Origin of the sequence: Nocardia sp. NPDC057455, from assembly GCF_042802775.1 — a bacterium.
Classification (GTDB): domain Bacteria; phylum Actinomycetota; class Actinomycetes; order Mycobacteriales; family Mycobacteriaceae; genus Nocardia.
Window position 1 is genome coordinate 105,369 of the sequence record NZ_JBHVDM010000005.1, and the last position, 21,913, is coordinate 127,281.

Genomic DNA, 21,913 nt, shown 5'->3' on the forward strand with positions numbered 1-21,913 from the left:
CCTCGATGTCGTCGGCGATCGCCGGGATCAGTTGGCGCGGAAATGGGGAATGACCTTTTCGCCCCAGTGCCGGATGGTCTCCAGGCAGGCCTCCTGCGGCACGGTGCCCATCTGGATCAGGCAGAGGATCTCGTCCGCGCCCGCGGCCTGCAGACGCTCGACGTAAGCGATGGCGTCCTCGGGGCTGCCGTAGGCGTGCTCGACATTGAAGACCGAGGTGGCGCCGGTCTTCACCGGAATCTTGGCCTCGTGCAGGTAGGCCACGTGGTCGTCGGCGGCCTGCTTGATCGCGGCGACCTCGTCCGCATGAGGGTCGACGGCCTCGTCGGGCGCCGGGCCCGCGCCGTAGTAGTGCTTGATGGATTGCGCGAAGAAGCGCTGCCCGCGGGCGCCGATCTGCTGGGCCTTCTCCCGGTCGTCGAGAACGATGGTCGGGCACAGCGCCGCGAAATGATCGTTCACCACGGTCGACACGAAACGCTCACCCGTGCGCGCGGCAATCGCCTCGTCGTAGGTGCGCCGCAGTTCCGCGATCTCCTCCACGCCCGCGAAACCCAGCACCAGCGCGCCGATTCCGTAATCGGCGGCCATCTTCAGCGTGTCCTTCTTGGTGCAGGCCATGAACAGCGGCGGATGGGGCAACTGCTCCGGCCGCGGCAGCAGGGAATGCGGCGAGACCTGCAAAAGCTCGCCGTTGTACTCGAATTCGGCTTCCGGATCCTGCCACGCCTTGCCGATCATCCGCAGCGACTCCTCGACCTCCTGGTAGGTGCGCTCGGGGTCGACACCGCACATGGAGGTCTCCACCGGCGTGGCGCCGCGGCCCGCACCGAGATCGAGCCGGCCGCCGGAGAGCACGTCGAGCATCGCGGCGCGTTCGGCCGCCCGCACGGGGTGGTTGAAATTGAACGGCATGCACACCACGCCGTGCCCGATCCGGATTCGCTCGGTCTTGGCGGCCACCCAGGTCAGGAAGACCTCCGGGGCGCTCATGTGCGCGTACCACTTCAGTCCGTGGTGTTCGACCGCCCAGACTGTGTCGAACCCCATCCGGTCGGCGAGCACCGCCTGCTCGACACAATCGCGCAGCACCTGGTGCTCGTGCTCGCGCGACGGGTCGGCCATCTGGGCTTCGAAGATCATCGAGAATTTCATCCGGTCTCCTTATCGATCGCCCGATCGGGCGTGTCCGGTTCGTCGGGGTGGCTCGTCCGGTGCGGGGCAGCCGGAAGCTGTATGCCTAATCGAAATATGGCCGGTGCAACTTCTCAGGTCAGGACCTAGTCCCGGTGGCCGGGACCGTCCGGTGCCGCGCCCCCGATGGGCGACTTAGCGTCGGTGAGCAAGCGACGGGTCGGAGAGGACGGAAATCGGTGGGACAACTCGACGGGAAGGTGGCGCTGGTCACCGGAGGGGCGCGCGGAATGGGCGCCGAGCACGTGCGGCAGTTCGTGGCCGAAGGCGCGCGTGTGGTGTTCGGCGACGTGCTCGACCACGAGGGATCCGCGCTGGCCGCGGAACTGGGTGCCGCCGCGCGATACGTGCACCACGACGTGACCAGTGAAGCCGATTGGTCCGCCGCGGTGTCCGAAGCGGTCACCCGCTACGGACGGTTGGACGTGGTGGTCAACAACGCGGGCATCCTGCGGTTCGTCCCGATCGCCGAGATGGCCCTGGCGGACTTCACGACGATCATGAACGTCAACGTGACCGGCACCTGGCTCGGCATCAAGACCGCCGCACCGGCGCTGGCCGAGACCGGAGGCGGATCGGTCGTGAACGTCTCCTCGGTGGAAGGGTTCGTCGGCGCGGCCGGCCTGTCCGCCTACAGCGCGAGCAAGTTCGCCATCCGCGGTATCACCAAGTCGGCCGCTCGCGAGCTGGGGCATTTGGGCATCCGGGTCAACTCGCTGCACCCGGGTGGTATCGCCACGCCCATGACCGCGGCGGTGTCCGGAGCCTCCGGCGTCGACGGCGACGGCTTCTTCGCGAGCCTGCCGATCCCGCGCTGGGGGCAGCCCGTCGAGGTCTCCCACGTGGCGGTGTTCCTTGCCTCGGACGCCGCCGGTTACTGCACCGGAGGCGAATTCGTCGTCGACGGCGGCATGCTGACCGGTTGCGGCTACTGACGGAAGCGATGCGATGACTCAGGAATTCGAATTCGATGTGGTGATCGTCGGTTCCGGCGCCGCGGGCATGACCGCCGCTCTGACGGCCGCCTACCGCGGACTGTCGGTGACGGTGATCGAGAAGAGCCGATCCTTCGGCGGTTCCACGGCACGGTCGGGCGGTGGTATCTGGATCCCCAACAACCCGGTGCTGCAACGCGAAGGCGTGCCCGACAGTCCGGAGCTGGCTCGTACCTACCTACAAGCAGTTGTCGGCGAACAGGTTCCCGAATCCAGGCAGCGCGCGTTCCTCGACCGCGGTCCGGAGATGATGCGCTACCTCGGCACTCGCAGCAGATTCTGGGAGTTCGTCTACGACCGCGGCTACTCCGACTACCACCCGGAATTTCCGGGCGGTCTGGCTCAGGGCCGCAGCATCGAGCCCGCGCCGCTGGACGGACGACTGCTCGGCGGCGACCTGCACAAGATCAATCAGCCCACTATGTCCGGGCCCAAGGGAATCGCGTTCACCGTCAGCGACTTCCACGACCTGAACATGATCGCCCGCACCTGGGCGGGCAAGCGCACCGCGATCAAGGTCGGTATGCAGGCGGTGGGGAACAAGCTGCGCGGACGGCTGCCGCTGAGCCTGGGCAAGGCGCTCGCGGCTCGGCTGTGGCTGTCGCTGCGTGACGCGGGGGTGCCGGTGTGGCTGAACACGCCGCTGACCGAACTGATCACCGAGGCGAACGCCGTGGTCGGCGTGCGCGCCGAACACGACGGGACGCCGGTGGTGATCAAGGCGCGCCGCGGCGTGGTGCTGGCGGCGGGCGGCTTCGAACACAACCTGGAGATGCGCGAGCAGTACATGCGCGGTCCCCAGTCCACCGAGTGGACGGTGGGCGCCGTCGAAAATGTCGGCGAGGGCATCGTCGCGGGCCAGAAGGCCGGTGGCGCGGTCGATCTCATGGATGACGCCTGGTGGGGCCCGTCTGTGCGCAACCCCGACGGGCCGCCGTTCTTCTGCCTGGCCGAGCGTTCCCAGCCCGGCGGCATCATGGTGAACCACGCGGGCGAACGGTTCGTCAACGAATCGGCCCCGTACGTGAACGTGGTGCACACGATGTACGAGCGGGAGGCGACGGGCGTCGGGCATATTCCGGCGTACTTCATCATGGACCAGCGCTTCCGAAACCGGTATCTGTTCCTCGGGAACTTCCCGAAGCGTCCCCTCCCGCAGAAATACTCGGATGCCGGGATCATCGAACAGGCCGAGACCTTGGCCGAACTCGCGGCGAAGATCGGTGTGCCGCCTGCGGCGCTGACCGCGACGGTAGAGCGTTTCAACCGCTTCGCCCGCGCAGGTCGCGACGAAGACTTCCGGCGTGGGGAATCCGCGTACGACCGCTACTACGGCGACCCGACCGTGCGGCCGAATCCGTGTCTGGCCCCGATCGAGCAGGGCCCCTTCTACGCCGTCGAGATGGTGCCGGGCGATCTGGGCACCAAAGGCGGTCTGGTCACCGACGAGCACGCTCGCGTTCTCGACTCCGACGACCGGCCGATCCCGGGCCTGTACGCGGCGGGGAACAACTCCGCCTCGGTGATGGGCAACGACTACGCGGGCGCAGGGGCGACCATCGGTCCCGCCATGGTGTTCGGCTACATCGCGGCCGGTCACCTCGCCGACAATCCGCCGGACGAGGCGGCGAAGAATCCGGCGCGCCGCGCGAACGCACGAACCGAAGGAGCACGGTGATGGGACGGATCGACGGTAAGAACGTCATCGTGACCGGCGGCGCCCGGGGGATGGGCGCGGCCTTCGCGCGGCGACTGGTCGCCGAGGGCGCCACGGTGGTGATCACCGATGTCCTGGTGGACGAAGGCGTGGCGCTGGCGTCCGAGCTGGGCGACGCCTCGACCTTCCTGCCGCTGGACGTCACCGACGAGTCGGCGTGGAACGACGTGATCGACTACACCGAAAAGGTTTTCGGGCCGGTTTCGGGTCTGGTCAACAACGCGGGCATCGTGCACGTCGATCCGATCGAACAGCTGTCGGAAGCCGACTTCCGCAAGGTGATCGATGTCAACCAGGTCGGGGTGTTCCTCGGCATGAAGGCGGTGCTGGGATCGATGCGCCGGGCCGGCGGCGGCTCCATCGTGAATATCTCGTCGATCGGCGGCATCATCGCCTTCTCCGACATCCTCGGCTACACCGCGTCCAAATGGGCCGTGCGTGGCATGACCAAGACCGCCGCGCAGGAGTTCGCCGCCGACGACATCCGGGTCAACTCGGTGCACCCCGGTGTCGTGGCCACGGAGATGACCGCCGATTCGGCGCGCTCCCAGGGCATGTCGGGCAACCAGCCGATCCGCAGGCCCGGGCGACCGGAGGAACTGGCGAATTTGGTGCTGTTCCTGATCAGCGATGAGTCCAGCTTCAGCACCGGCTCGGAATTCGTGGCCGACGGCGGCTACACGTCCCTGTGACGGACGTCCGGCAGGGCAACCCGGCGGACGCTCCGTCGAGCGAGACAAGGAAATCAACCGTGAAGAACTTCGAGGGCAGGACCGCCGTCATCACCGGCGCGGGCGCGGGCATCGGCCGGGCATTGGCGATCGAACTCGCCCGCCGCGGCGCCGACCTGGCGCTGTCGGGCCGCAACATGGAGAACGTCGCCGAGACCGCGGCGCTGTGCGGTAAGGAGGGCGCGCTGGCTCGCGCCTACAAGCTGGACGTGACCGACCGGGACGCGGTCTATCGCCACGCCGACGAGGTGGCCGAGGACTTCGGCCGGATCAACCTGGTCGTCAACAACGCAGGAGTCTCGTTGACCGCGAACGTGGAAGAACTCGGCTGGGCGGACTTCGAATGGATCGTCGGCATCAATTTCTGGGGTGTCGCCTACGGCACCAAAGCATTCCTGCCCCACGTCATCGCCTCCGGTGATGGGCATATCGCGAACGTATCCAGCATGTTCGGCCTGGCCGCCTGCCCCAGCCAAGGCGCCTACAGCGCCACGAAATTCGCCATCCGAGCCTTCACCGACGCGCTGCGACAGGAGATGAACATCGCCGGGCACCCGGTAGGCGTCAGCAGCGTGCACCCCGGCATGATCAAGACCGAGATCGCCTGGAAAGCGCGGGCGGGCGGCGAACGCGACCGCGACGCCCTGGCCGCCAACTTCGACCGCCTGGCCAAGACCACCCCCGAACACGCCGCCCGGGTCATCGTGCACGGCATCCGCAAGAACAAAGCGAAGATCTTGATCGGCACGGACGCGCACGTGATCGATTGGCTGCCGAGAATTTTCGGCGCTGGCTACCAGAAGATCCTCACCGCTCAGATGAAGAACGAGGTCGCTTGACCGATCTCCAGCGAGAGTCCGCGAAGTTCGGCTGCGGCCGCAGGGCCCGATCCAGCACTACGGTGGTTTGTAACTTCGGCAGCGTGCGTCGGGTCTGCCGCAGCATCCCCACGTAGTCGGTGCCGAGGAAATCGCCTACGGTGAGCAGCATGCGGCACCGGCTGCGAGCGAGGATGTCGGCTGCTTCGGGACCGCGTAGTCGAGTGCTGACCGGTACGAGCGTCGCGCCCGCCCCGAGCGCGGCGACCACCCATCGCGCGGTCTCGGGTGCCCATATCGCCACTCGATCCCCGGGTGCCACCGATCGCGCTATCACCGCCTGCGTGACGTGCAGCCGTGGCGAGTTCGGCGTACGTGAGCGGGCGCTCCGGCGCCGCCACCGCTACCGGCGCGCCGTGGCGTCGTGCCCGGTCGGCCAGCAGCGCAGGAACCGTCGCGGGTGCACCGGTCGCTGCGCGCCGTCGATCCATGCCGCGATAGTGCCGCACCCGAGGCTCCATCCGGTCCGATCACCGCTATATATCCCGCTCACCGGGAACGTCTTCTCGTGCAGCGACCGCACCCCGCCGTGGACGCCGCGCTCCGACGGGTTTCGATCCTGCTCAGCGGGACCACGGGTACGGCCGGTGACGGGTGGCGCGGCAGGCTCGAAACGAGGCACACGTGTGCGCGCCGCGGTTCGGGCCCGGCCGGGTGCACGAGGTCCGAATCGCACTGGGGTGCGGAATGATCAGCGATTGCCAAGGAGTGATATGACCGCCGGAGCAGAGCTAGTGGAGCGAAACGACGAGGCAGCGGGCGCCGCGCCGGTCGTCGAACTCGACGGCGCTTGTTCGCTGTCCCGGGAAAGTATCGGCGGGAAAGCGTGGAGCGTCAATCGCATGCGCGCGCTCGGTCTCGCCGTGCCGCCCGCGTTCGTGATCACCATCGAGGCCTGGGCCGACTTCTCGGCGCGCGGGGTGATCGGCGAGGACATCTGGCGCGCGGTCCAGGCGGGCATCACCGCCCTGGAGCGCGGCACCGGACGGTTCTTCGGATCCGGCGACCGCCCGCTGCTGGTGTCGGTCCGCTCGGGCGCCGCCGTGAGCATGCCGGGAATGATGGACACGGTGCTCAACCTCGGCATGAACGGGGCGGTCGCGCGGGCGCTCGCGGCGGAGACCGACAACCACGACTATGCGGTCGACACCCGCGAGCGGTTCCGGGCGCAGTATCGCGAAACCGTGCTGGGGGATCCGGCCGGTGCGGTGCCCGAGGATCCCTGGGAGCAGTTGCGGGCGGCCATCAGCGCGGTGTTCCGGTCCTGGGATTCGCCTCGCGCGCGGACGTATCGGCGTAATCGCGGCGTGTCCGGAATTCTGGGCACCGCCGTGACGGTGCAAGCCATGGTCTTCGGCAATCTCGACGAGAAGTCCGGCACCGGTGTGCTGTTCAGCCGCGACCCCAACACGGGCGAGCGCGCGATCTTCGGCGAATGGCTGGTCGGCGGTCAAGGTGAGGACGTGGTGTCCGGCCGGACCACCCCGCGACCGCTCGACGAGCTGGCCACCCTGTTGCCGCAGGTGCACGGCCAACTCGTCGCGGCGGCGGACCTGCTGGAACGCGATGGCCGGGATATGCAGGACATCGAATTCACCGTCGAATCCGGCGCCCTGTGGCTGTTGCAGTCCCGCCCCGCGAAGCGCTCGGCGCGGGCGGCTGTGCGCGCCGCGGTGGCGATGGCCGAGGAGGGACTGATCGGCATCGAGGAGGCGCTGCGCCGAATCACCGCCGACCAAGTGCGTGCCGTACTGCGGCCGGCGACCAGCGAGTACACGGGGACGCCCCTGGCCCGCGGCGAAGCCGCCTGTCCCGGACTGGCGTGGGGCGTCGTCGTCATCGATCCGCATGAGGCGGAACGCCGCGCGGAGGCAGGCGAGGACGTGATTCTGGTACGCCCGACCACCAGCCCCGATGACCTGCACGGCATGATCGCCGCGCGGGCGATCGTCACCGGACTGGGCGGCGTCACCTCGCACGCCGCGCTGGTCAGCCGTGAGATCGGCAGACCGTGCGTGGTCGGCTGCGGTCCCGATGTCGTCGCTGCGCTGGCCGGCGAAGTGGTGACCGTGGACGGCGGCGCGGGCACGGTATGGCCTGGCCGCGTCGAAGGCAAATCTGTTGACGCGAGCACTCTCGCGGACGTCGCCCGATTGGCCGACTGGGCGGGCACCGACGCCGACGGATTGGCGGCGTGGTTGGACACGCGGGTGACCGACGCCTCGGCGAAGTCGGACGCGGCACCCCCGGCCGTCTTGACGGAAGTTCCCGACCTCGACCTGCTGCGGCTGATCGGGATCAAAGGCCGCGCCGCCCACGACGCGCTCGCCGCAGGCACAGGCGCGTCAGCCGAGGCCGTCGCCGCCCGATGCGAGGAGTTGGGGGCCGAGGGTTGGTGCGCGGCGACACCGATCGGTGTGCGTCTCACCCCCGAGGGCAGACAGCACCTCGACGGCCTGCTGGCGACCGAACGACGGGACGTCGACCGTGCCGCGATCGCCTCCGTCTACGCCGAATTCTGTGCGTTCAACGGAACTCTCAAAGAGATCGTGACCGCCTGGCAGATGAAGGATCCGGCCCTTGTCAACGATCACGCCGATGCCGAGTACGACGGTGCGGTGTTGACCCGGCTGACCGAACTGCATAGCGCGGTGCAACCGTTGCTGCGGCGAATCGGTGCGGTAGCTCCCCGGCTCGCGCGCTATCGCGGCCGTTTCGCGCAGGCGATCGAACGGATCGCGGCAGGCGATCACGCTTGGGTCGCCCGACCCGTACTGGACAGCTACCACACCGTGTGGTTCGAGTTGCACGAGGACTTGATCGGACTGTGCGGCCTGAGCCGCGCCGACGAGGCGGCGGCCGGCCGTGCCCACTGACCTCGCGGGCGAATCCACCGTGCCCGGTGACCGGTGGGTCGAGTTCGCCCAGATCGATAACGTGCGCGACCTGGGCGGGCTACCTGTGCAAGACGGAGGGACTACCCGTTTCGGGGTGGTCTACCGTTCCAGCACGCCGCAGAACCTCACCGAAGCCGATATGGCGAAACTGCTCGGGCCGATCGGCCTGCGCACCCTGATCGATCTGCGGCTGCCCGACGAAGTGGAGCGCGAGGGCTACGGACTGCTGACCACCGCCGACCTGCGGCGGGTCTGCCTGCCGGTGCGCAAGTCGCCGCAATCCTCGCTGGCGGCACGAGATCTGGTCCCGGACTCCAGCCGGGTCGATCTGGTGGACCTGTACGACAAACTGCTGGCGGGCAGCGCCGACTCCATCGTCGCGGCCGTGCGCCTCGTCGTCGACGCGGGCCGTCATTCGGTGCTGTTCCACTGCGCTGCGGGCAAGGACCGCACCGGCATCCTCACCGCGGTGCTCCTGGACGCGGTCGGTGTGCCGCCGGAGGCGATCGCGGCCGATTACGCGCTGACCGGTGAACGTATGCACCGGGTCCGCGACCGGCTCGACACGCTGCCGTCCTACGCGGGACTGCCCCCGGTCAGCACCGGCATCCTCGGGGTCGAGGCCGAGGTGATGCGGCGTTTCCTCGCGAACCTGTCCGCCGACCACGGCGGCGCGGCCGAATGGTTGCTGACCAGCGGGTCGACCCCCACGGAACTGGCGCGACTACGGGAAGTGCTGATCGCACCGGAATAGTGATCCACGGATGACCGAAAATCCTGGCAAGTGCGATTGATACCGCGACGGCTTCGGGCCGAGCGTCACATGGACGTTCGGCCTGATCGCGGCTGACGTACCGGCCACACCCTCACCTACGGCACCATGGAAGTGTGAGTGGTTCGGCTACCACGATTACGTGATCGGTGCGGAATCCGCGAATCTGGGGAAGCGAACTGCGTCCTGAAGACGGTGTCGACTCGATCATGCGAGGCTCACCGCGGTACCGATCCACTTCCGCTCATCCCGGCAACCCCTGCGAACGCCACATACTCCCGGTGGCTGAGACGAGTGAGCGGGCCGGTGGGTGATGAACCCCCCGGCCCGCTCTCACCTCGCGACTACTCGCGACTACCGTGGCAGCAGTTTGGTTTTCAGCGCCTCCAGCGTCGGCCCGTCGATGCCGAGGCCCTCGGAGACGAACCGCTCGAACGACCCGAAGGACGCACCGGCCTGGTCGAACGCGGCGTCGAGGAAGTCGCGCTGCACACCGAGGATCGGATCGAACAGTGCGGGGTCGGTGACCAGCCCCTTGGCCACCAACCCGTCCATCAGCGCCTTGTTACCCGCGGCCAGATTGTCGTCGGACTCCAGGTAGTCCTTGTACACCTGGCCCTTCGGGACGCCGAGTGCCGTCATCAGGATCGCGGTCATCCAGCCGGTCCGGTCTTTGCCCGCGGTGCAGTGGAACAGCACCGCCCCGGTGGCGTTCGCGACATCCCGGATGGCGGCGCCGAACTGGGCGCGCGCCGTGGCGTCGCTGACCAGCCAGCGGTAGTAGTCGCGCATGATGCCCGCGGCCTTGCCGTCGCCGAACATCTGTTGCTGCACGGCCGGACCGCCCTGTACCGCCTTGCCCACCATCAGGTAGAAGTCGTTGCCCGGGTCGTACACCGGACGCGCACGTGAGGGAATCGAGGCCGGAAGCTTGTCGGGATTGGCCCCGGACTCGGCCGGACTGCGGAAATCGATCACCGCGCTGATGCCCGACGCCACCAGCTTCTGCTGGTCGGCGGCGGTGAGCTTGTCCAGGGCATCGGTGCGGAAGACGACGCCCGTCCGCAGTTTGCCGTTGCCCTGGGTGGGATAGTCGCCGATGTCCCTCGCATTCGGCGCCGCCGATAGCTGCATGGAGCGGTCGTGCACGGTGTGCACCAGTGCAGGGCCCGCAAGTGCGGTGGTGGTGGACGGGAACACGGCGATCAATGCGGCGGCGACACCGGTCATCGCCCCGCGAACAGCCCGCGAAATCGTCACTGGATCATTCCTTCCATATGGTCGCGGCCCGGCGGCGCCGAACCGGCAAGGGCCGGGGTGCGCGCCCCCGGCCCGAGCTCAGGAGCCGGCGAGCAGGGTGACCGTGCCGGCCGACCCGTCGACGCGCACTCGCTGTCCATCGGCCAGGCCTGCGCTGGCGGTCTTGGTGTCGACGACGCAGGGAATGCCGAATTCCCGGGCGACGATGGCGGCGTGCGACGCGGAACCGCCGATGTCGGTGACCACAGCGGCGGCGTAGGCGAACATCGCGGTGTGCCCGGTATCGGTGACCGACGCGACCAGGATGTCGCCCGGCTCGATGTCGTCGTCGAGGGACAGCACGCGTTTCACCGTGCCCTCCACGACGCCGGGGCACACCCCGATGCCGGTCAGGCGTTCGCCGGGCGCCAAAGCGCTCACGTCGGACAGCGGCTGCCAATCGCCCGCGATCACATCCGGCATCCGGATGCCTTGCAATCGGGACAGCTCCGCCCGCCGTCGCGCTACGCGCTCGAGCAGATCCGCGGGCGCCCAGAGTATCTCGTCGAGGGTGAGGAAGCAGGCGTCCTCGGCCCGCTGTAGCCGCCCTTCCCGGATCAGCCGTCGCGCCCGCTCGCGCACGGCGAGGCGCAGGCAGTGGGTGTACCGGACGACCGCGTCGCGGACGCGTTCCCGCGCCATCGTCGCTCCCGCCGCCATCCGCGCGGTACGGCCCGGGGACGGGTCGACCGGTTCCCGCTCGGGCGCGGGCATCGCGGCCGCGCGGGCGGCAGCGGCCACCAGCAACTCGGGCCGGTCACCGAACGTCGGATTGATCAGCTCGCACTCGCCCGGTCCGCGATGCCCGATCCGGTGCAGCTCCTCGTCCAGCGCGGTGGAGAACGCCGGGGAGATCGCCCGTGCCGCGGTGATATCGCCCGAGCGCGCCGCGTCGTGCAACGCGGTGTCGGTCCGGCACAACGCGGCGAGCCGTTCCACGGCGAGCATCGTCCTGGCCGACTCCAACCGCTCCAGATCGATCGGCACCACCGCCGATTCCTTACCGCGGGAGTGGATGGCCGTGGCCGCGCCGGTCATCATCACGCCGATGGACGCCGCCGCCCAGGAGTGGTTCAGCCGGTCCCGCCACAGCAGGGCCCGAGCGTGCAGTTGCTCATCGGTGAGCTCGCGTATCGCCGCGGCGCTCAACGATTCCTGATGCGCGGCGGCGTTGATGCCGTCGGTGGTCTCCCGATAACGCAGCGCCGTGCGCAGCACCCGGCCCGCCGCGCGCCAGGTCGCGCGGGTACTGGCGAAACCGGTCGGGGTGGGCGGCTTGCCGTGCGGGGTCAGTGAGATCTCGGCCGGGATGTTGCCGTAGACGTCACGACGGATGCTCTGCTCGTCCCAGCCCGGCATGTTCTCCGCGGCGAGCACCCCGATGGAAGCGTTGATGTAGATGTGATGCCCGAGCACCGTGGTGACCCGGCTGGTCCAGTGCTCCAGCGCGATGCCCTCCAGCGCGATCATCCGGCCCATCGCGGCGTTGGCCAGCCGGATCGCGCCCGCCTGCAGATCCACGGTCAGCGGCGTGAGCGGGCCGGGCAGCGCCTCGGACGTATTCGTCGCGGTGTGCACCGGATAGGCCGGGTCGACGCGATCGTCGAATTCACCTTCGAAACCTTCCGGCGCCACCGACACCAGATCGTGGCCGTCCGAAGTGGCCGCGCGGGTGGGTATCAGATAGCTCGGCAGCGGGATCGCGCCGGTGCGGGCGACGAACTCGCCGCCGTCGAATTCGCGGCCGCCCAATCCGCGAACGATATCCGCCGCCACTTCCGATGCGCTCCACCCGCAGCGGAATCCCCATTCCTCGCGCGCCGCCGTGGTGTCCACCTGCGGTGCGGGCCGGGTGCGGGACATCCGCCGCGACAACCGTGTTCCCGCCGCCGTACGGATGCGGCGCGCGTCCGCGCCGGAAACCACGCCGGGAGCGGCCAGTTCCACAACGCCGGTACGCCCGGATCCCGCGGCAAGTACCAGGAACCGCTCGAAATCGTCGGTGTGCAGCACCTGGAATCCACCCGTTCGGTGGGAGCCCAGCAGCCGCAACAGCATTCGCCCGCTTTCACCCTCGACACGCCTACCCGTGACCGGCGCCGTGCGCACGATCAGAACCTCGGCCCCACTGGAGCAGGCGACATCCTCGGTGGCCGCGTTCGACCCCGCGACTACCGGGATCACGATGCGCGCTGCAGCCGCTCGGGCCGCCCGCGCGATCGCGGCGAGCGAACCGCCCAGATACACCACAGCCGCACAATCGGCGACGGCCTGTGCGCAGATCGCCGGACTTTCCGGGTCACCGGTGATCACCTCGACCCGAGGGTCGACATACCGGTGCAGCTCGCGGTCCAGCCCGACCACGTCGTGGCCCGCGGCCAGCAGCATGCGCGCCACCGCGCGACCGGTCGGATCGGAAACTCCGGTGACCAGGACCCGCATGAATTCTTCCTCCTCGCTGGCGCCCACGCAGACGTGACGCCGTTCACACACCATCGCCACCCGGAGCCCCCGCGAAGGCCCACAGTCCCGATCACCGGGACCGGAGGGTCGCTCACCAAGACGGGCGACCGGCGACCGATCGCGGAGCGGGAAGGTCGACTCCATGAGTGATCGGAATACGGTCGCGCCCCGCGCGGCCGCCGACGTGCGCGCCTACGACATCGAGACCGATGTACTGGTGATCGGATACGGATGTGCCGGAGCGGCGGCGGCGTTCGAGGCGGCGGCGGGCGGCGCGCGGGTACTGGTGCTGGATCGCAGGAGTGGTCCAGGCGGCGCGTCCGCCCTCTCCGGTGGTGAGATCTATCTCGGCGGCGGCACACCGATCCAACGGGCCTGCGGTTTCGACGACGACCCTGCGGCGATGGCGGCGTTCCTGTCCGCCGCGCTCGGCCCGGGCGCCGACCTGCACAAGATCACTCGCTACAGCGAGGACAGCGTCGCGCATTTCCACTGGCTCGCCGACCGCGGAGTGCCGTTCAAGCCCACGTTGTGGGATGCTCCGGCCTGGGTACCGCCGACGGACGACGGGCTCATGTGGCTGGGGGAGAACAGCCTGCCGTTCGCCGAACTCGCCGCACCCGCGCCCCGTGGCCATCGCCCGACCGCCACCGACTTCGGCGGCAAGCTGCTCATGGACCGACTTGCCGGGGCCGCTCGATCCGCCGGTGCCACCGCGCTTTTCGATACCCGGGCGGTCTGCCTGATAGTCGCGGACGACGGCACGGTCCTCGGCGTGGTGGCTCGGCGGTACGGCACGGAGCTGGCCATCCGGGCCCGTCGCGGCGTCGTGCTGACCACCGGCGGATTCGTCGACAACGACGCCATGCTGGCCGCGCACGCGCCGAAACTGCTGGGACACACCAAGGTCAGCGCGGGCACCGACGACGGAAGCGGGATCCGGATGGCACAGGCGCTCGGCGCGGCCGTGCGGCACATGGCCACGGGTCAGGTCGGCATCTCACTCGTGCCCGGTCTGGCCGTGCGCGGCATGGTGGTGAACGGATACGGGCAGCGGTTCGTCAACGAGGACACCTATCCCGGCCGGATCGGCCAGGCGGCACTGTTCCGGCAGGGCATGCGGAGCTGGATCGTGCTCGACGAACAGGCCTTCGACGACGTACCGGAACCCCAGCGATGGGGCGTGCGGCCGACCCATGTGGCAGAGACCGCCGAGGAACTCGCCGGCCTGATGGGCATACCGCCGGCCGCGCTCGCCGACACCGTCCGCCGATACAACCACTTCGCCGCGAGCGGCGTGGATCCCGAATTCGGGAAAGCGCCGCGCTGGGTGCGGCCGCTCACACCACCGCTCGCCGCGATCGACGTGCGGGCGGGGGTGCGGCCACCGTCGGAGTCCGGTGATCGCCGCGGGACCGGCGCTTCCGTCTTCACCCTCGGCGGTCTGCACACCTCGCTCGACGGTGCCGTGCTCGACATCGACGGCGCCCCCATCCCGGGCCTGTTCGCCGCGGGCCGCGCCGCGAGCAACCTGCACGGCGAGGGCTACATCAGTGGCACCTCGCTCGGCGACGGCACCTTCTTCGGCCGCCGCGCCGGTGCCGCCGCCGCTCGCACCAGCTGATCCGGCGGTGGTTCCGGTCATCGGGATGGATCGGGGCCGACGCCGACGCACCGGCCTAGCGTCGAAAGACGGCACTACGAGGAGGACTACCGCATATGACCAACAAGGTGCTCGATCGGGTACGGGATCTGCTTCCCGCCATCCGAGAGCGAGCCGCCGATACCGACCTGCAGCGCAGAGTGCCCGAGCAGAGCATTCGGGAGCTGACCGAGGCCGGAGTGTTCCGCATGTTGCAGCCGTCCCGCTTCGGCGGCGACGAGTCCTCGCCGGTCGCGTTCTACGAGGTGATCCGCGCCATCGCCACCGCCTGCCCGTCCACGGCGTGGGTGTCGTCGGTGCTGGGCGCGCATCCGTGGCAGCTCGCGCTGTTCCCCCCGCGGGCGCAGGAGGACGTGTGGAGCGCCGATCCGGACACGCTGGTCTCCTCGTCGTACGCGCCGACCGGCAAGCTCGTGCCCACCGAGGGCGGCTTCCGGATCAGCGGTCGCTGGAGCTTCTCCTCCGGCTGCGATCACGCCCGCTGGGTTTTCCTCGGCGCGGTCGTACCGAACGACGACGGAGGAGCGGAGTACCTGACCGTTCTGGTGCCGCGCGCCGACTACCGCATCGAGGACGTATGGCACGTGTCCGGGCTGTCCGGCACCGGCAGCAACGACATCGTCATCGAGAACGCCTTCGTGCCCTCCTACCGGACCTACAGCGCGAGTGAGCAAGCGGAGCTGCGCGGGCCCGGCCAAGCGGTCAATACCGCCCCGCTCTACCGGATCTCGTTCGGCGCGGTGTTCTCCAACACCATCACCGCACCCATCATCGGCGCCGCCCAGGGCGCCTACGAAGCGCACCTCGAGCGGATGCGCGAGCGGGTGCGGATCTCCTATGGCGGGCAGAAGGCGGCCGAGGATCCGTTCGCGCACGTCCGGGTCGCTCGGGCAGCCTCGGAGATCGACGCGGCCGTCCTGCAGATGGAGCGCAACATCAGCGAGCAGCTGCGCTATGCCGAGGCGGGGGAGGCGATCCCCTTCGAACTGCGCGTGCGCAGTCGCCGCGACCAGGTGCGCGGCACCGAACGCGCCATCGAGGCCATCGATCTGCTGTTCGACAACTCCGGCGGCCACGCGATCCGCAAACCCGATCCGATCGAACGGCATTGGCGCGACGCGCACGCCGGAAGCGTGCACGTCATCAACGATGTCGAGCGCGCGCTGGTCCTCTACGGGCGGAACGCGTTCGGGTTGCCGGTCACGGATCGGATGATCTGATGACGCTCACCGCCGAGAACACCGCGCGCCGGAGCACGGCGGGCGAGCTCGAACTGCGCTATCACGAGGCGGGGTCGGGCGCGCCGCTGGTGCTGCTGCACGGTTCCGGGCCCGGCGTCTCGGGCTGGGCGAACTTCGGCGCGAACCTGCCGGTGCTGGCCGAGCGTTTCCGCTGTCTGATCGTGGACCAGCCCGGCTTCGGCGCCAGTGGCCGCCCGGCGGTGTACCAGCGCAACTACCTGCGCATCTCCGCCGAAGCGGTGCTCGGGCTGCTCGACGAACTCGGTCTGGATCGAATCCATCTGCTCGGCAATTCGATGGGCGGCGCGGTCGCGACGTTGCTGGCGCTGGAACATCCCGACCGGGTCGATCGGCTGGTGCTGATGGCTCCCGGCGGCGTCGGGGTGAACGTCCTGGGGCCGGAACCGTCCGAAGGCATCACGCGATTGCTGGAGTTCAGCGCCGACCCCACCCGAGATCGCCTCCTGCCCTGGCTGCGCACCATGGTGTCGAATCCGGGGACGCTGACCGACGAGCTGATCGACGCGCGACTGGCCGCCGCATCGGACCCGGCCGCCCTCGCCGCGCTGCGCGACGCCTACGCGACGTTCGCCGATACCGCTCTCGCCGAACCCGTCCCGTTGTGGGCCCGGCTGCGTGGCCTGCGCCCGGAGACACTCATCCTGTGGGGGCGCGACGATCGGGTGACACCTGTCGAGGCGTCGTTGCTGCCGGCTCGCCAGATCCCGAATGCCGATCTGCGCCTTTTCGCCCGCTGCGGTCACTGGGTGCAGATCGAGCGGAAGTCGGCGTTCGAACGCGCCGTCGTCGATTTCCTCACCGCCGGCCTCTGACCGCCGCCGACGCCCACGTCGATCACAACCCGTGATCGCGGACCCACCCCGCGACCTGGGTTCGCGAGGTGAAGCCGAGCTTGGTGAGAATGTGCTCGACGTGGGTCTCGGCGGTGCGCACCGAGATCACCAGGTCCGCGGCGATGCGTTTGTTGCTGTGCCCGGCCGCCACCAGCCGGGCGACGTCCTTCTCCCGGCGGGTGAGCACCTCCGCCGCCTGGGACTCGGAAACGGGCCGCGGTGGTCGCGCCGCGGCGGCCGTACGACCCAGCGCATAGTCGATCGCCTCGCCCAGCGACAGTGCCGCGCCGCTGTCGAAGACCTCTCGGAACATCCGCTCGCCCAATGCCTCCCGTACGCGACCGCGCATCTTGTTACCCAATACGCCGGTGATGGCGTGTGCGAGGCGCACCGTATCGCGCGCGAGGATCTCCGCGGCGCCGAGCAGACGCGCGGCTCGCTCGAAGTCGGCTCGGGCTACCGCTGTCCACGCCAGACCCTCGAATCCGGATGCCAGCCAGACGCACCGATCGAACAGGCTGAACATCTCGATGGACCGGGCGAGATAGTCGGTCGCGGCATCTTGGTCGCCGCGCCGCCAATGGTCCAGGCCCATCGACCACTGCGCCAGCCCGCCGAGCAGAGACGGTCCCCGCTCGGTGGCGATCTCCAGCAGTCGCTCGGCGAAAACGGTCGAGCGCTCGTCGGCGAGCACCAGCGCGCACACGAACGCGAAGGCGAGGCTGTCCATCTCCATCGCGTGGTGGCCGCACCCGGCAGCCAGGTGCGTCGCGGTCTCCGCAAGCTCGAGCGCGCCTGCGGTGTCGCCGTCGTTGAAGGCCAGCAGCGCCGAATCGAGCATCGCCTCGGCGAGAATATCGGGGGCATCGACCTTGCGTGCCAGAGTGACGCATTCGTCAACCAACTGGCGCGCGGAGCCGCGATCGGACAGCAATGCCGCGAGTGAAGCAGCCGCGGACAGCCCGCGTGCGCGAAGCTCGGTCGGTTCGCTCGATTTCGCCAGCGCATCGGTCAGCCAGCGGTAACCCTCGGTGAGGAAACGGTTGTGCTCCCAGAACGGCCGCAGCACCGCGGCCATCTCGAGCGCCGATTCCGGCTTGTCGATGAGGCCGAACTGCAGCGCCGCGCGCAGATTCGCGTGCTCGCGGTTCAGCTCGCGGAACCAGGCGACATCGTCGGAACTCCAATACGCCGTCCGGCCGCGCAACGCCAGGCCCCGGTAGTGGTCGCGGTGGCGCGCTCGCACCGCGCGCTCGTCACCCCGCTCGGCCAGCCGGTCGTGGGCGAACTGCCGGATCGGCTCCAGCATCGAGTACCGGCCGACATCGCCGTCGTAGCGCAGGCTGAGCACCGATTTGTCGACCAGGCCGGTGAACGCGTCGAAGAGGGTCCGAGCCCCGTGGGCGGGCAGGCAGACGGCTTCAGCGGCATCGATGTCGAAGCCGCCCGAGAACACCGACAGCTGCTCCCACACCCGCTGTTCGGCCGGGGTGCACAGGTCGTAGCTCCAGCGGATCGCGCCCTCGATGGTCTGCTGCCGTTCCGGCGCGAGTCGAGGTCCCGCGCTGAGCAGGCCCATGGTGTCGTCGAGCCGGGCGAGAATCTGCTCGGGAGTGAACATGCGAAACCGCAACGCGGCCAGTTCCAGCGCGAGTGGAATGCCGTCCAACCTCCGGCAGATCGCGGCCAGCGCACCCCGGTTCGCAGGGGTGGCCGCGAAGCCCGGGTTGGCGGCGCCCGCCCGCTCGGCGAGCAGCCGCATCGCGTCGCTGTCCGCGGTCCGCTGGTCCGGGAGCGGCAAAGGGGCCACCGGCATGACCTGTTCGCCCTGCACGCCGAGCACCTCTCGGCTGGTCGCCAGTACTCGCACATCGGGGGTGGTGGCCACGATCTCACCGACCAGCCGCGCGCACGCGTCGATCAGGTGCTCGCAGTTGTCCAGAATCAACAGCAACCGTTTGTTCGCGAGGAACCCGGTCAGCCGTCGCAGGGGCGCCGCCGTGTCGTCGCGCAGTGCCAGCGCCTCCGCGACGGTCACCGTCACCAGGTCGGGGTCGTGCACGTCGGCCAGCTCCACCAGCCACACCCCGTCCGGGAACGCGCGCGCGACCGCCGCGCCGACCTGGCGGGACAGCCGGGTCTTGCCGACCCCGCCCGGGCCGAGCAGCGTGAGTACCCGTGTGGTGGGCAGCAGCCGCTTCGCGGCGGCGAGTTCCTCCCGGCGCCCGACGAAGCTGGTGACCTCGGCAGGGAGGTTGCCGATGGGACGCCGCGCCATAGGGGTCAACCCTAGGTACCGCGCGTGGCGGGCAAGAGCATTCTGGACGAATTCGACGCCGATAGGCGTGCCCACGTGGCCCGCTGGCACGGAACCTGCCGGCGAACCGAACCGCTGCGGCTCATCGGACCGCGGAAGCGGCGTCGACCTCGGTCAACTGGTGACGCATACGGTCACGCTTGGCGCGCAGATAGCGCACGTTGTGCTCGGTCGTACCGGCCTGCAGCGGGATTCGCTGTTCGACCACGATGCCGTGTGCGGTCAGACCCGCCTGTTTGGCCGGATTGTTGCTGAGCAACCGGACCGACCGAACGCCCAGGTCGGCGAGGATCTGCGCCGCGGCGCCGTAGTGGCGGGCATCGACGGGCAGCCCGAGCCGCAGGTTCGCGTCGACCGTGTCGGCGCCGTCATCTTGGAGCTGGTATGCGCGCAGTTTGTTCAGCAGTCCGATTCCGCGCCCCTCTTGCCCGCGCAGGTACACCACGACCCCACGGCCTTCGGCGGCCACGGCCTGCATGGCGGCGTCGAGTTGCTCGCCGCAGTCGCAGCGCAGTGAGCCGAAGGCGTCGCCGGTGAGGCATTCCGAGTGCACCCGGGTCACCACGTCGCGCTCGCCCGGCGCACCGAGCACCAGCGCGAGATGTTCGACGTGATCGGCCGTGTCCCGATAGCCGATCAGCCGGAACTCGCCGAAACGGGTCGGCAGCCGGGTCTCGACGACGCGCAGCACGCCCGGCTCCAGTCTGCGGCGGTAGTCGACCAGATCGGCGATGGAGATGATGGGGATGCCGTGTACCCGGGCCATGGTCAGCAGCTCGGGGAGCCGGGCCATCGACCCGTCGTCGCGCACCACCTCGGCGATGACGCCGGCGGGGCGCAGGCCCGCCATCCGCACCAGATCGACGGCGGCCTCGGTATGCCCTCGCCGACCGAGGACGCCGCGCGGGTGCGCTCGCAATGGGAACACGTGCCCGGGGCGCGTGAGATCACGGGGTGTGGCGGCCGGATCGGCGAGCAGGCGCATGGTGTGGGCGCGGTCGGCGGCCGAGATACCGGTGTCGATCCCCGCCGCCGCGTCCACCGAGACCGTATACGCGGTGCCCTTCGGATCCTGGTTGATCGCCGTCATCGGCGGCAGCTCCAGCCGGTCCAGATCGCTGCCCGTCATGGGCACGCACAGCACGCCGCTGGTGTGCCGCACCAGGAACCCGATATTCTCCGCGGTCGCCCGCTCCGCGGCCAGCACCAGATCGCCTTCGTTCTCGCGGTCCTCGTCGTCCACGACGAGCGCCATACCGCCGCTCGCGATCGCCGCTACCGCGGCAGGCACCGAGTCCAGTTCACCGGTCATCGTCCGCCACCTCCATATGACTGATCGAAATATGACGGGGCAGGAATAACCAGGCGGCGTCTCACTCAGCGAGGCGATCGATATCCGCCAGCAGTTCCCGGGCGAGGTCGCGCTCCGACTCGTAGTGCCGCACGCACCAGCGCAGCACCAGTTCCGGATAGGCCCAGTCCGGGTTCGCCTCGGCGCCCTTGGCGTCGACCTCGGCGCGTTTACGCATCTTCTCGGCATACGTGATGTGCTCGGTGAGAACTTCGCGCATCCGGTCGGGCTCGGCGAGGTTGCCGAGCCAAGCTCGCAGCATCACGCTGTGCTTGAGCACCGGCGCCTCGACCGGCGCGTGATTGACCCAGTTCGCGGCGGCGGCACGGCCTTCCGGCGTGATGGAGTACATGCGTTTGCCGCGCACGCCGTCCTCGTGCGCCACCGTGCGAGAGCGGGCGTAGCCGTGCTTCTCCAGGCGTTTGAGTTCGGCGTAGATCTGGCTGAACGACGGGCTCCAGTAGAAGAACTGCAGACTCCAGTCGGCCCACTTCTTCAGGTCGTAGCCGGAGAGTTCGTCGGCGTGCGAAAGCATTCCGAGCACGGCCCACGCGGTGGTCGGTAGGTCGGGCACCGCGGGTGTGCCGCCATCGGTCATGGTCGGACTGTACCGCCCAGGCATATTCGGATTCGGACTATCGCCAGCGCGCCCGGCGGGGGAACAGCGCCCGGCCTGCCTCGTGGGAGATCTCGAGCAGCACCCGCGCCAGCTTGTCGAAACTCATCGCCTCGGCCCGCCCGGACAACGACAGGGCCGCGGGCGCCGTCCCACGGCCGCGCAACGGCGCTGCGACGCAAGCGATTCCGTCCATCGACTCCTCCCGGTCCACCGCAACGCCCTGACGCAGCCGGATCTGGGCCAAGGCGCGATGCAGCGCGTCGGGCTCGGTGATGGTGTGCGCGGTCAGGCGCGGCAGCAGGGAATGGAACGCCGCCTCGGCGATGCTCGGTTCCAGCGCCGCCAGCATCGCCTTGCCGAGCGCGGTGCAATGTGCCGGCATGCGGCCGCCGAGGCGGGTCGGCAGCAGCGCGGCCAGTCGGCCACCCGCCTTGTCGAGGTAGACGACCTCACGTCCGTCGAGCACCGCCAGATGGCCGACCATGCCGGTACGCTGACACAGTTCGTGCAGCAGCGGGCTGACGGCGTCGCGGATCTCGTTGTGATCGGCGGTGAGCCCGCCCAGCTCCAGCGTGCGCATGCCGAGCCGGTACCCGCCGGAAGTATGTGCCAGCCAGCGCAGCCGGATCATTTGATCGAGAATCCGATGGACTGTCGAGCGTGGCAGGCCGGTGCGCTCCACCAAGCCGAGCAGCGTCAGCGTCGGCGTAGTGGCGTCGAACGCGTCCAGGATGAGGGTCATCCGCTCGATCATCGACACCGGCACGTCGGCGGCGACCCGCTCGGGTCGGGAGCGGTGGGGGGCCCGGCTGGTGCGCGGCTCGGCGTCGGGCAGCAGGGTGACGGTCATCGGAACCTCCGTCGGTCGCAATCGGGGTACGTCGACCAGGCGTGACGTGCCCGATCGTTTGTGGCTCCCATC

Annotated in this window: 17 protein-coding genes; 9 read left to right on the forward strand and 8 right to left on the reverse strand. The window is 69.3% G+C overall.

All coding sequences use genetic code 11. From position 1 onward, the window contains the following. Positions 1-27: 27 nt before the first annotated feature. Positions 28-1,155: an LLM class flavin-dependent oxidoreductase gene (locus tag ACFU5M_RS03605; protein WP_379043088.1), complete on the reverse strand. Its 1,128-nt coding sequence runs from the start codon at positions 1,153-1,155 to the stop codon at positions 28-30. Positions 1,156-1,373: 218 nt separating this feature from the next. Here ACFU5M_RS03605 and ACFU5M_RS03610 point away from each other — a divergent pair, with 218 nt between their 5' ends. The 4 genes from ACFU5M_RS03610 to ACFU5M_RS03625 are packed head-to-tail and all read left to right on the forward strand — an operon-like array spanning position 1,374 to position 5,476. Continuing rightward, positions 1,374-2,129, forward strand: a complete 756-nt coding sequence (locus ACFU5M_RS03610; RefSeq protein ID WP_379043091.1) for a glucose 1-dehydrogenase — start codon at positions 1,374-1,376, stop codon at positions 2,127-2,129. Positions 2,130-2,142: 13 nt separating this feature from the next. Next, the gene (gene kstD, locus ACFU5M_RS03615; protein WP_379043094.1) at positions 2,143-3,867 is read left to right on the forward strand and encodes a 3-oxosteroid 1-dehydrogenase; all 1,725 of its coding nucleotides are present in this window, start codon (positions 2,143-2,145) and stop codon (positions 3,865-3,867) included. Next, positions 3,867-4,598: a glucose 1-dehydrogenase gene (locus ACFU5M_RS03620; RefSeq protein WP_379043097.1), complete on the forward strand. Its 732-nt coding sequence runs from the start codon at positions 3,867-3,869 to the stop codon at positions 4,596-4,598. Before kstD ends, ACFU5M_RS03620 begins: the two co-directional genes overlap by 1 nt. A 59-nt stretch (positions 4,599-4,657) precedes the next feature. Beyond that, a complete protein-coding gene (locus ACFU5M_RS03625; protein ID WP_379043100.1) occupies positions 4,658-5,476 on the forward strand; it encodes an SDR family NAD(P)-dependent oxidoreductase in 819 nt (272 codons plus the stop codon). Here ACFU5M_RS03625 and ACFU5M_RS03630 read toward each other — a convergent pair. Further along, positions 5,445-5,792, reverse strand: a complete 348-nt coding sequence (locus ACFU5M_RS03630) for an AMP-binding protein (RefSeq protein ID WP_379043103.1) — start codon at positions 5,790-5,792, stop codon at positions 5,445-5,447. The two genes, ACFU5M_RS03625 and ACFU5M_RS03630, sit on opposite strands and share 32 nt — an antisense overlap. Before the next feature lie 436 nt (positions 5,793-6,228). On the opposite strand from ACFU5M_RS03630, the gene ACFU5M_RS03635 reads away from it, so the two are divergent. Beyond that, positions 6,229-8,391 (forward strand): pyruvate, phosphate dikinase, encoded by a 2,163-nt coding sequence (locus ACFU5M_RS03635; RefSeq protein ID WP_379043106.1) that lies wholly within the window; start codon positions 6,229-6,231, stop codon positions 8,389-8,391. Further along, positions 8,381-9,166, forward strand: coding sequence for a tyrosine-protein phosphatase (locus ACFU5M_RS03640; protein ID WP_379043109.1), 786 nt, complete (start codon positions 8,381-8,383; stop codon positions 9,164-9,166). The genes ACFU5M_RS03635 and ACFU5M_RS03640 overlap by 11 nt, the downstream gene beginning before the upstream one ends. A gap of 372 nt (positions 9,167-9,538) precedes the next feature. Here ACFU5M_RS03640 and ACFU5M_RS03645 read toward each other — a convergent pair whose 3' ends face one another. After that, a complete protein-coding gene (locus tag ACFU5M_RS03645) occupies positions 9,539-10,444 on the reverse strand; it encodes a tyrosine-protein phosphatase (RefSeq protein WP_379043112.1) in 906 nt (301 codons plus the stop codon). A gap of 78 nt (positions 10,445-10,522) precedes the next feature. Beyond that, entirely contained in the window at positions 10,523-12,925 is a 2,403-nt protein-coding gene (locus tag ACFU5M_RS03650; RefSeq protein WP_379043115.1) for a PEP-utilizing enzyme, read from the reverse strand. Between the two features lie 163 nt (positions 12,926-13,088). Between ACFU5M_RS03650 and ACFU5M_RS03655 the strand changes: the two genes are divergently transcribed. From ACFU5M_RS03655 to ACFU5M_RS03665, 3 genes are all read left to right on the forward strand, one after another. After that, positions 13,089-14,570, forward strand: a complete 1,482-nt coding sequence (locus ACFU5M_RS03655) for an FAD-dependent oxidoreductase (protein WP_379043118.1) — start codon at positions 13,089-13,091, stop codon at positions 14,568-14,570. Between the two features lie 95 nt (positions 14,571-14,665). Beyond that, positions 14,666-15,829 (forward strand): 3-hydroxy-9,10-secoandrosta-1,3,5(10)-triene-9,17-dione monooxygenase oxygenase subunit, encoded by a 1,164-nt coding sequence (gene hsaA, locus ACFU5M_RS03660; RefSeq protein WP_379043121.1) that lies wholly within the window; start codon positions 14,666-14,668, stop codon positions 15,827-15,829. Further along, entirely contained in the window at positions 15,829-16,683 is an 855-nt protein-coding gene (locus ACFU5M_RS03665) for an alpha/beta fold hydrolase (protein WP_379043124.1), read from the forward strand. Before hsaA ends, ACFU5M_RS03665 begins: the two co-directional genes overlap by 1 nt. Before the next feature lie 22 nt (positions 16,684-16,705). On the opposite strand, the gene ACFU5M_RS03670 is transcribed toward ACFU5M_RS03665, so the two are convergent. The 4 genes from ACFU5M_RS03670 to ACFU5M_RS03685 all read right to left on the reverse strand — a co-directional run bounded on the left by ACFU5M_RS03670 (position 16,706) and on the right by ACFU5M_RS03685 (position 21,841). Further along, entirely contained in the window at positions 16,706-18,982 is a 2,277-nt protein-coding gene (locus ACFU5M_RS03670; protein WP_379043127.1) for an ATP-binding protein, read from the reverse strand. A gap of 121 nt (positions 18,983-19,103) precedes the next feature. After that, the gene (locus ACFU5M_RS03675; protein ID WP_379043130.1) at positions 19,104-20,333 is read right to left on the reverse strand and encodes a bifunctional 3,4-dihydroxy-2-butanone-4-phosphate synthase/GTP cyclohydrolase II; all 1,230 of its coding nucleotides are present in this window, start codon (positions 20,331-20,333) and stop codon (positions 19,104-19,106) included. Between the two features lie 61 nt (positions 20,334-20,394). Further along, the gene (locus tag ACFU5M_RS03680; protein WP_379043133.1) at positions 20,395-20,970 is read right to left on the reverse strand and encodes a PadR family transcriptional regulator; all 576 of its coding nucleotides are present in this window, start codon (positions 20,968-20,970) and stop codon (positions 20,395-20,397) included. A 37-nt stretch (positions 20,971-21,007) separates the two neighbouring features. After that, positions 21,008-21,841, reverse strand: coding sequence for an IclR family transcriptional regulator (locus ACFU5M_RS03685; protein WP_379043136.1), 834 nt, complete (start codon positions 21,839-21,841; stop codon positions 21,008-21,010). Positions 21,842-21,913 lie beyond the last annotated feature (72 nt).

Coding starts and splice junctions, on each gene's coding strand:
- ACFU5M_RS03605 (WP_379043088.1), bottom strand. CDS start 1,155: ATGAAATTCTCGATGATCTTCGAAGCCCAGATGGCCGACCCGTCGCGC.
- kstD (WP_379043094.1), top strand. CDS start 2,143: ATGACTCAGGAATTCGAATTCGATGTGGTGATCGTCGGTTCCGGCGCC.
- ACFU5M_RS03620 (WP_379043097.1), top strand. CDS start 3,867: ATGGGACGGATCGACGGTAAGAACGTCATCGTGACCGGCGGCGCCCGG.
- ACFU5M_RS03635 (WP_379043106.1), top strand. CDS start 6,229: ATGACCGCCGGAGCAGAGCTAGTGGAGCGAAACGACGAGGCAGCGGGC.
- ACFU5M_RS03650 (WP_379043115.1), bottom strand. CDS start 12,925: ATGCGGGTCCTGGTCACCGGAGTTTCCGATCCGACCGGTCGCGCGGTG.
- ACFU5M_RS03655 (WP_379043118.1), top strand. CDS start 13,089: ATGAGTGATCGGAATACGGTCGCGCCCCGCGCGGCCGCCGACGTGCGC.
- hsaA (WP_379043121.1), top strand. CDS start 14,666: ATGACCAACAAGGTGCTCGATCGGGTACGGGATCTGCTTCCCGCCATC.
- ACFU5M_RS03665 (WP_379043124.1), top strand. CDS start 15,829: ATGACGCTCACCGCCGAGAACACCGCGCGCCGGAGCACGGCGGGCGAG.
- ACFU5M_RS03670 (WP_379043127.1), bottom strand. CDS start 18,982: ATGGCGCGGCGTCCCATCGGCAACCTCCCTGCCGAGGTCACCAGCTTC.
- ACFU5M_RS03675 (WP_379043130.1), bottom strand. CDS start 20,333: ATGACCGGTGAACTGGACTCGGTGCCTGCCGCGGTAGCGGCGATCGCG.
- ACFU5M_RS03680 (WP_379043133.1), bottom strand. CDS start 20,970: ATGACCGATGGCGGCACACCCGCGGTGCCCGACCTACCGACCACCGCG.
- ACFU5M_RS03685 (WP_379043136.1), bottom strand. CDS start 21,841: ATGACCGTCACCCTGCTGCCCGACGCCGAGCCGCGCACCAGCCGGGCC.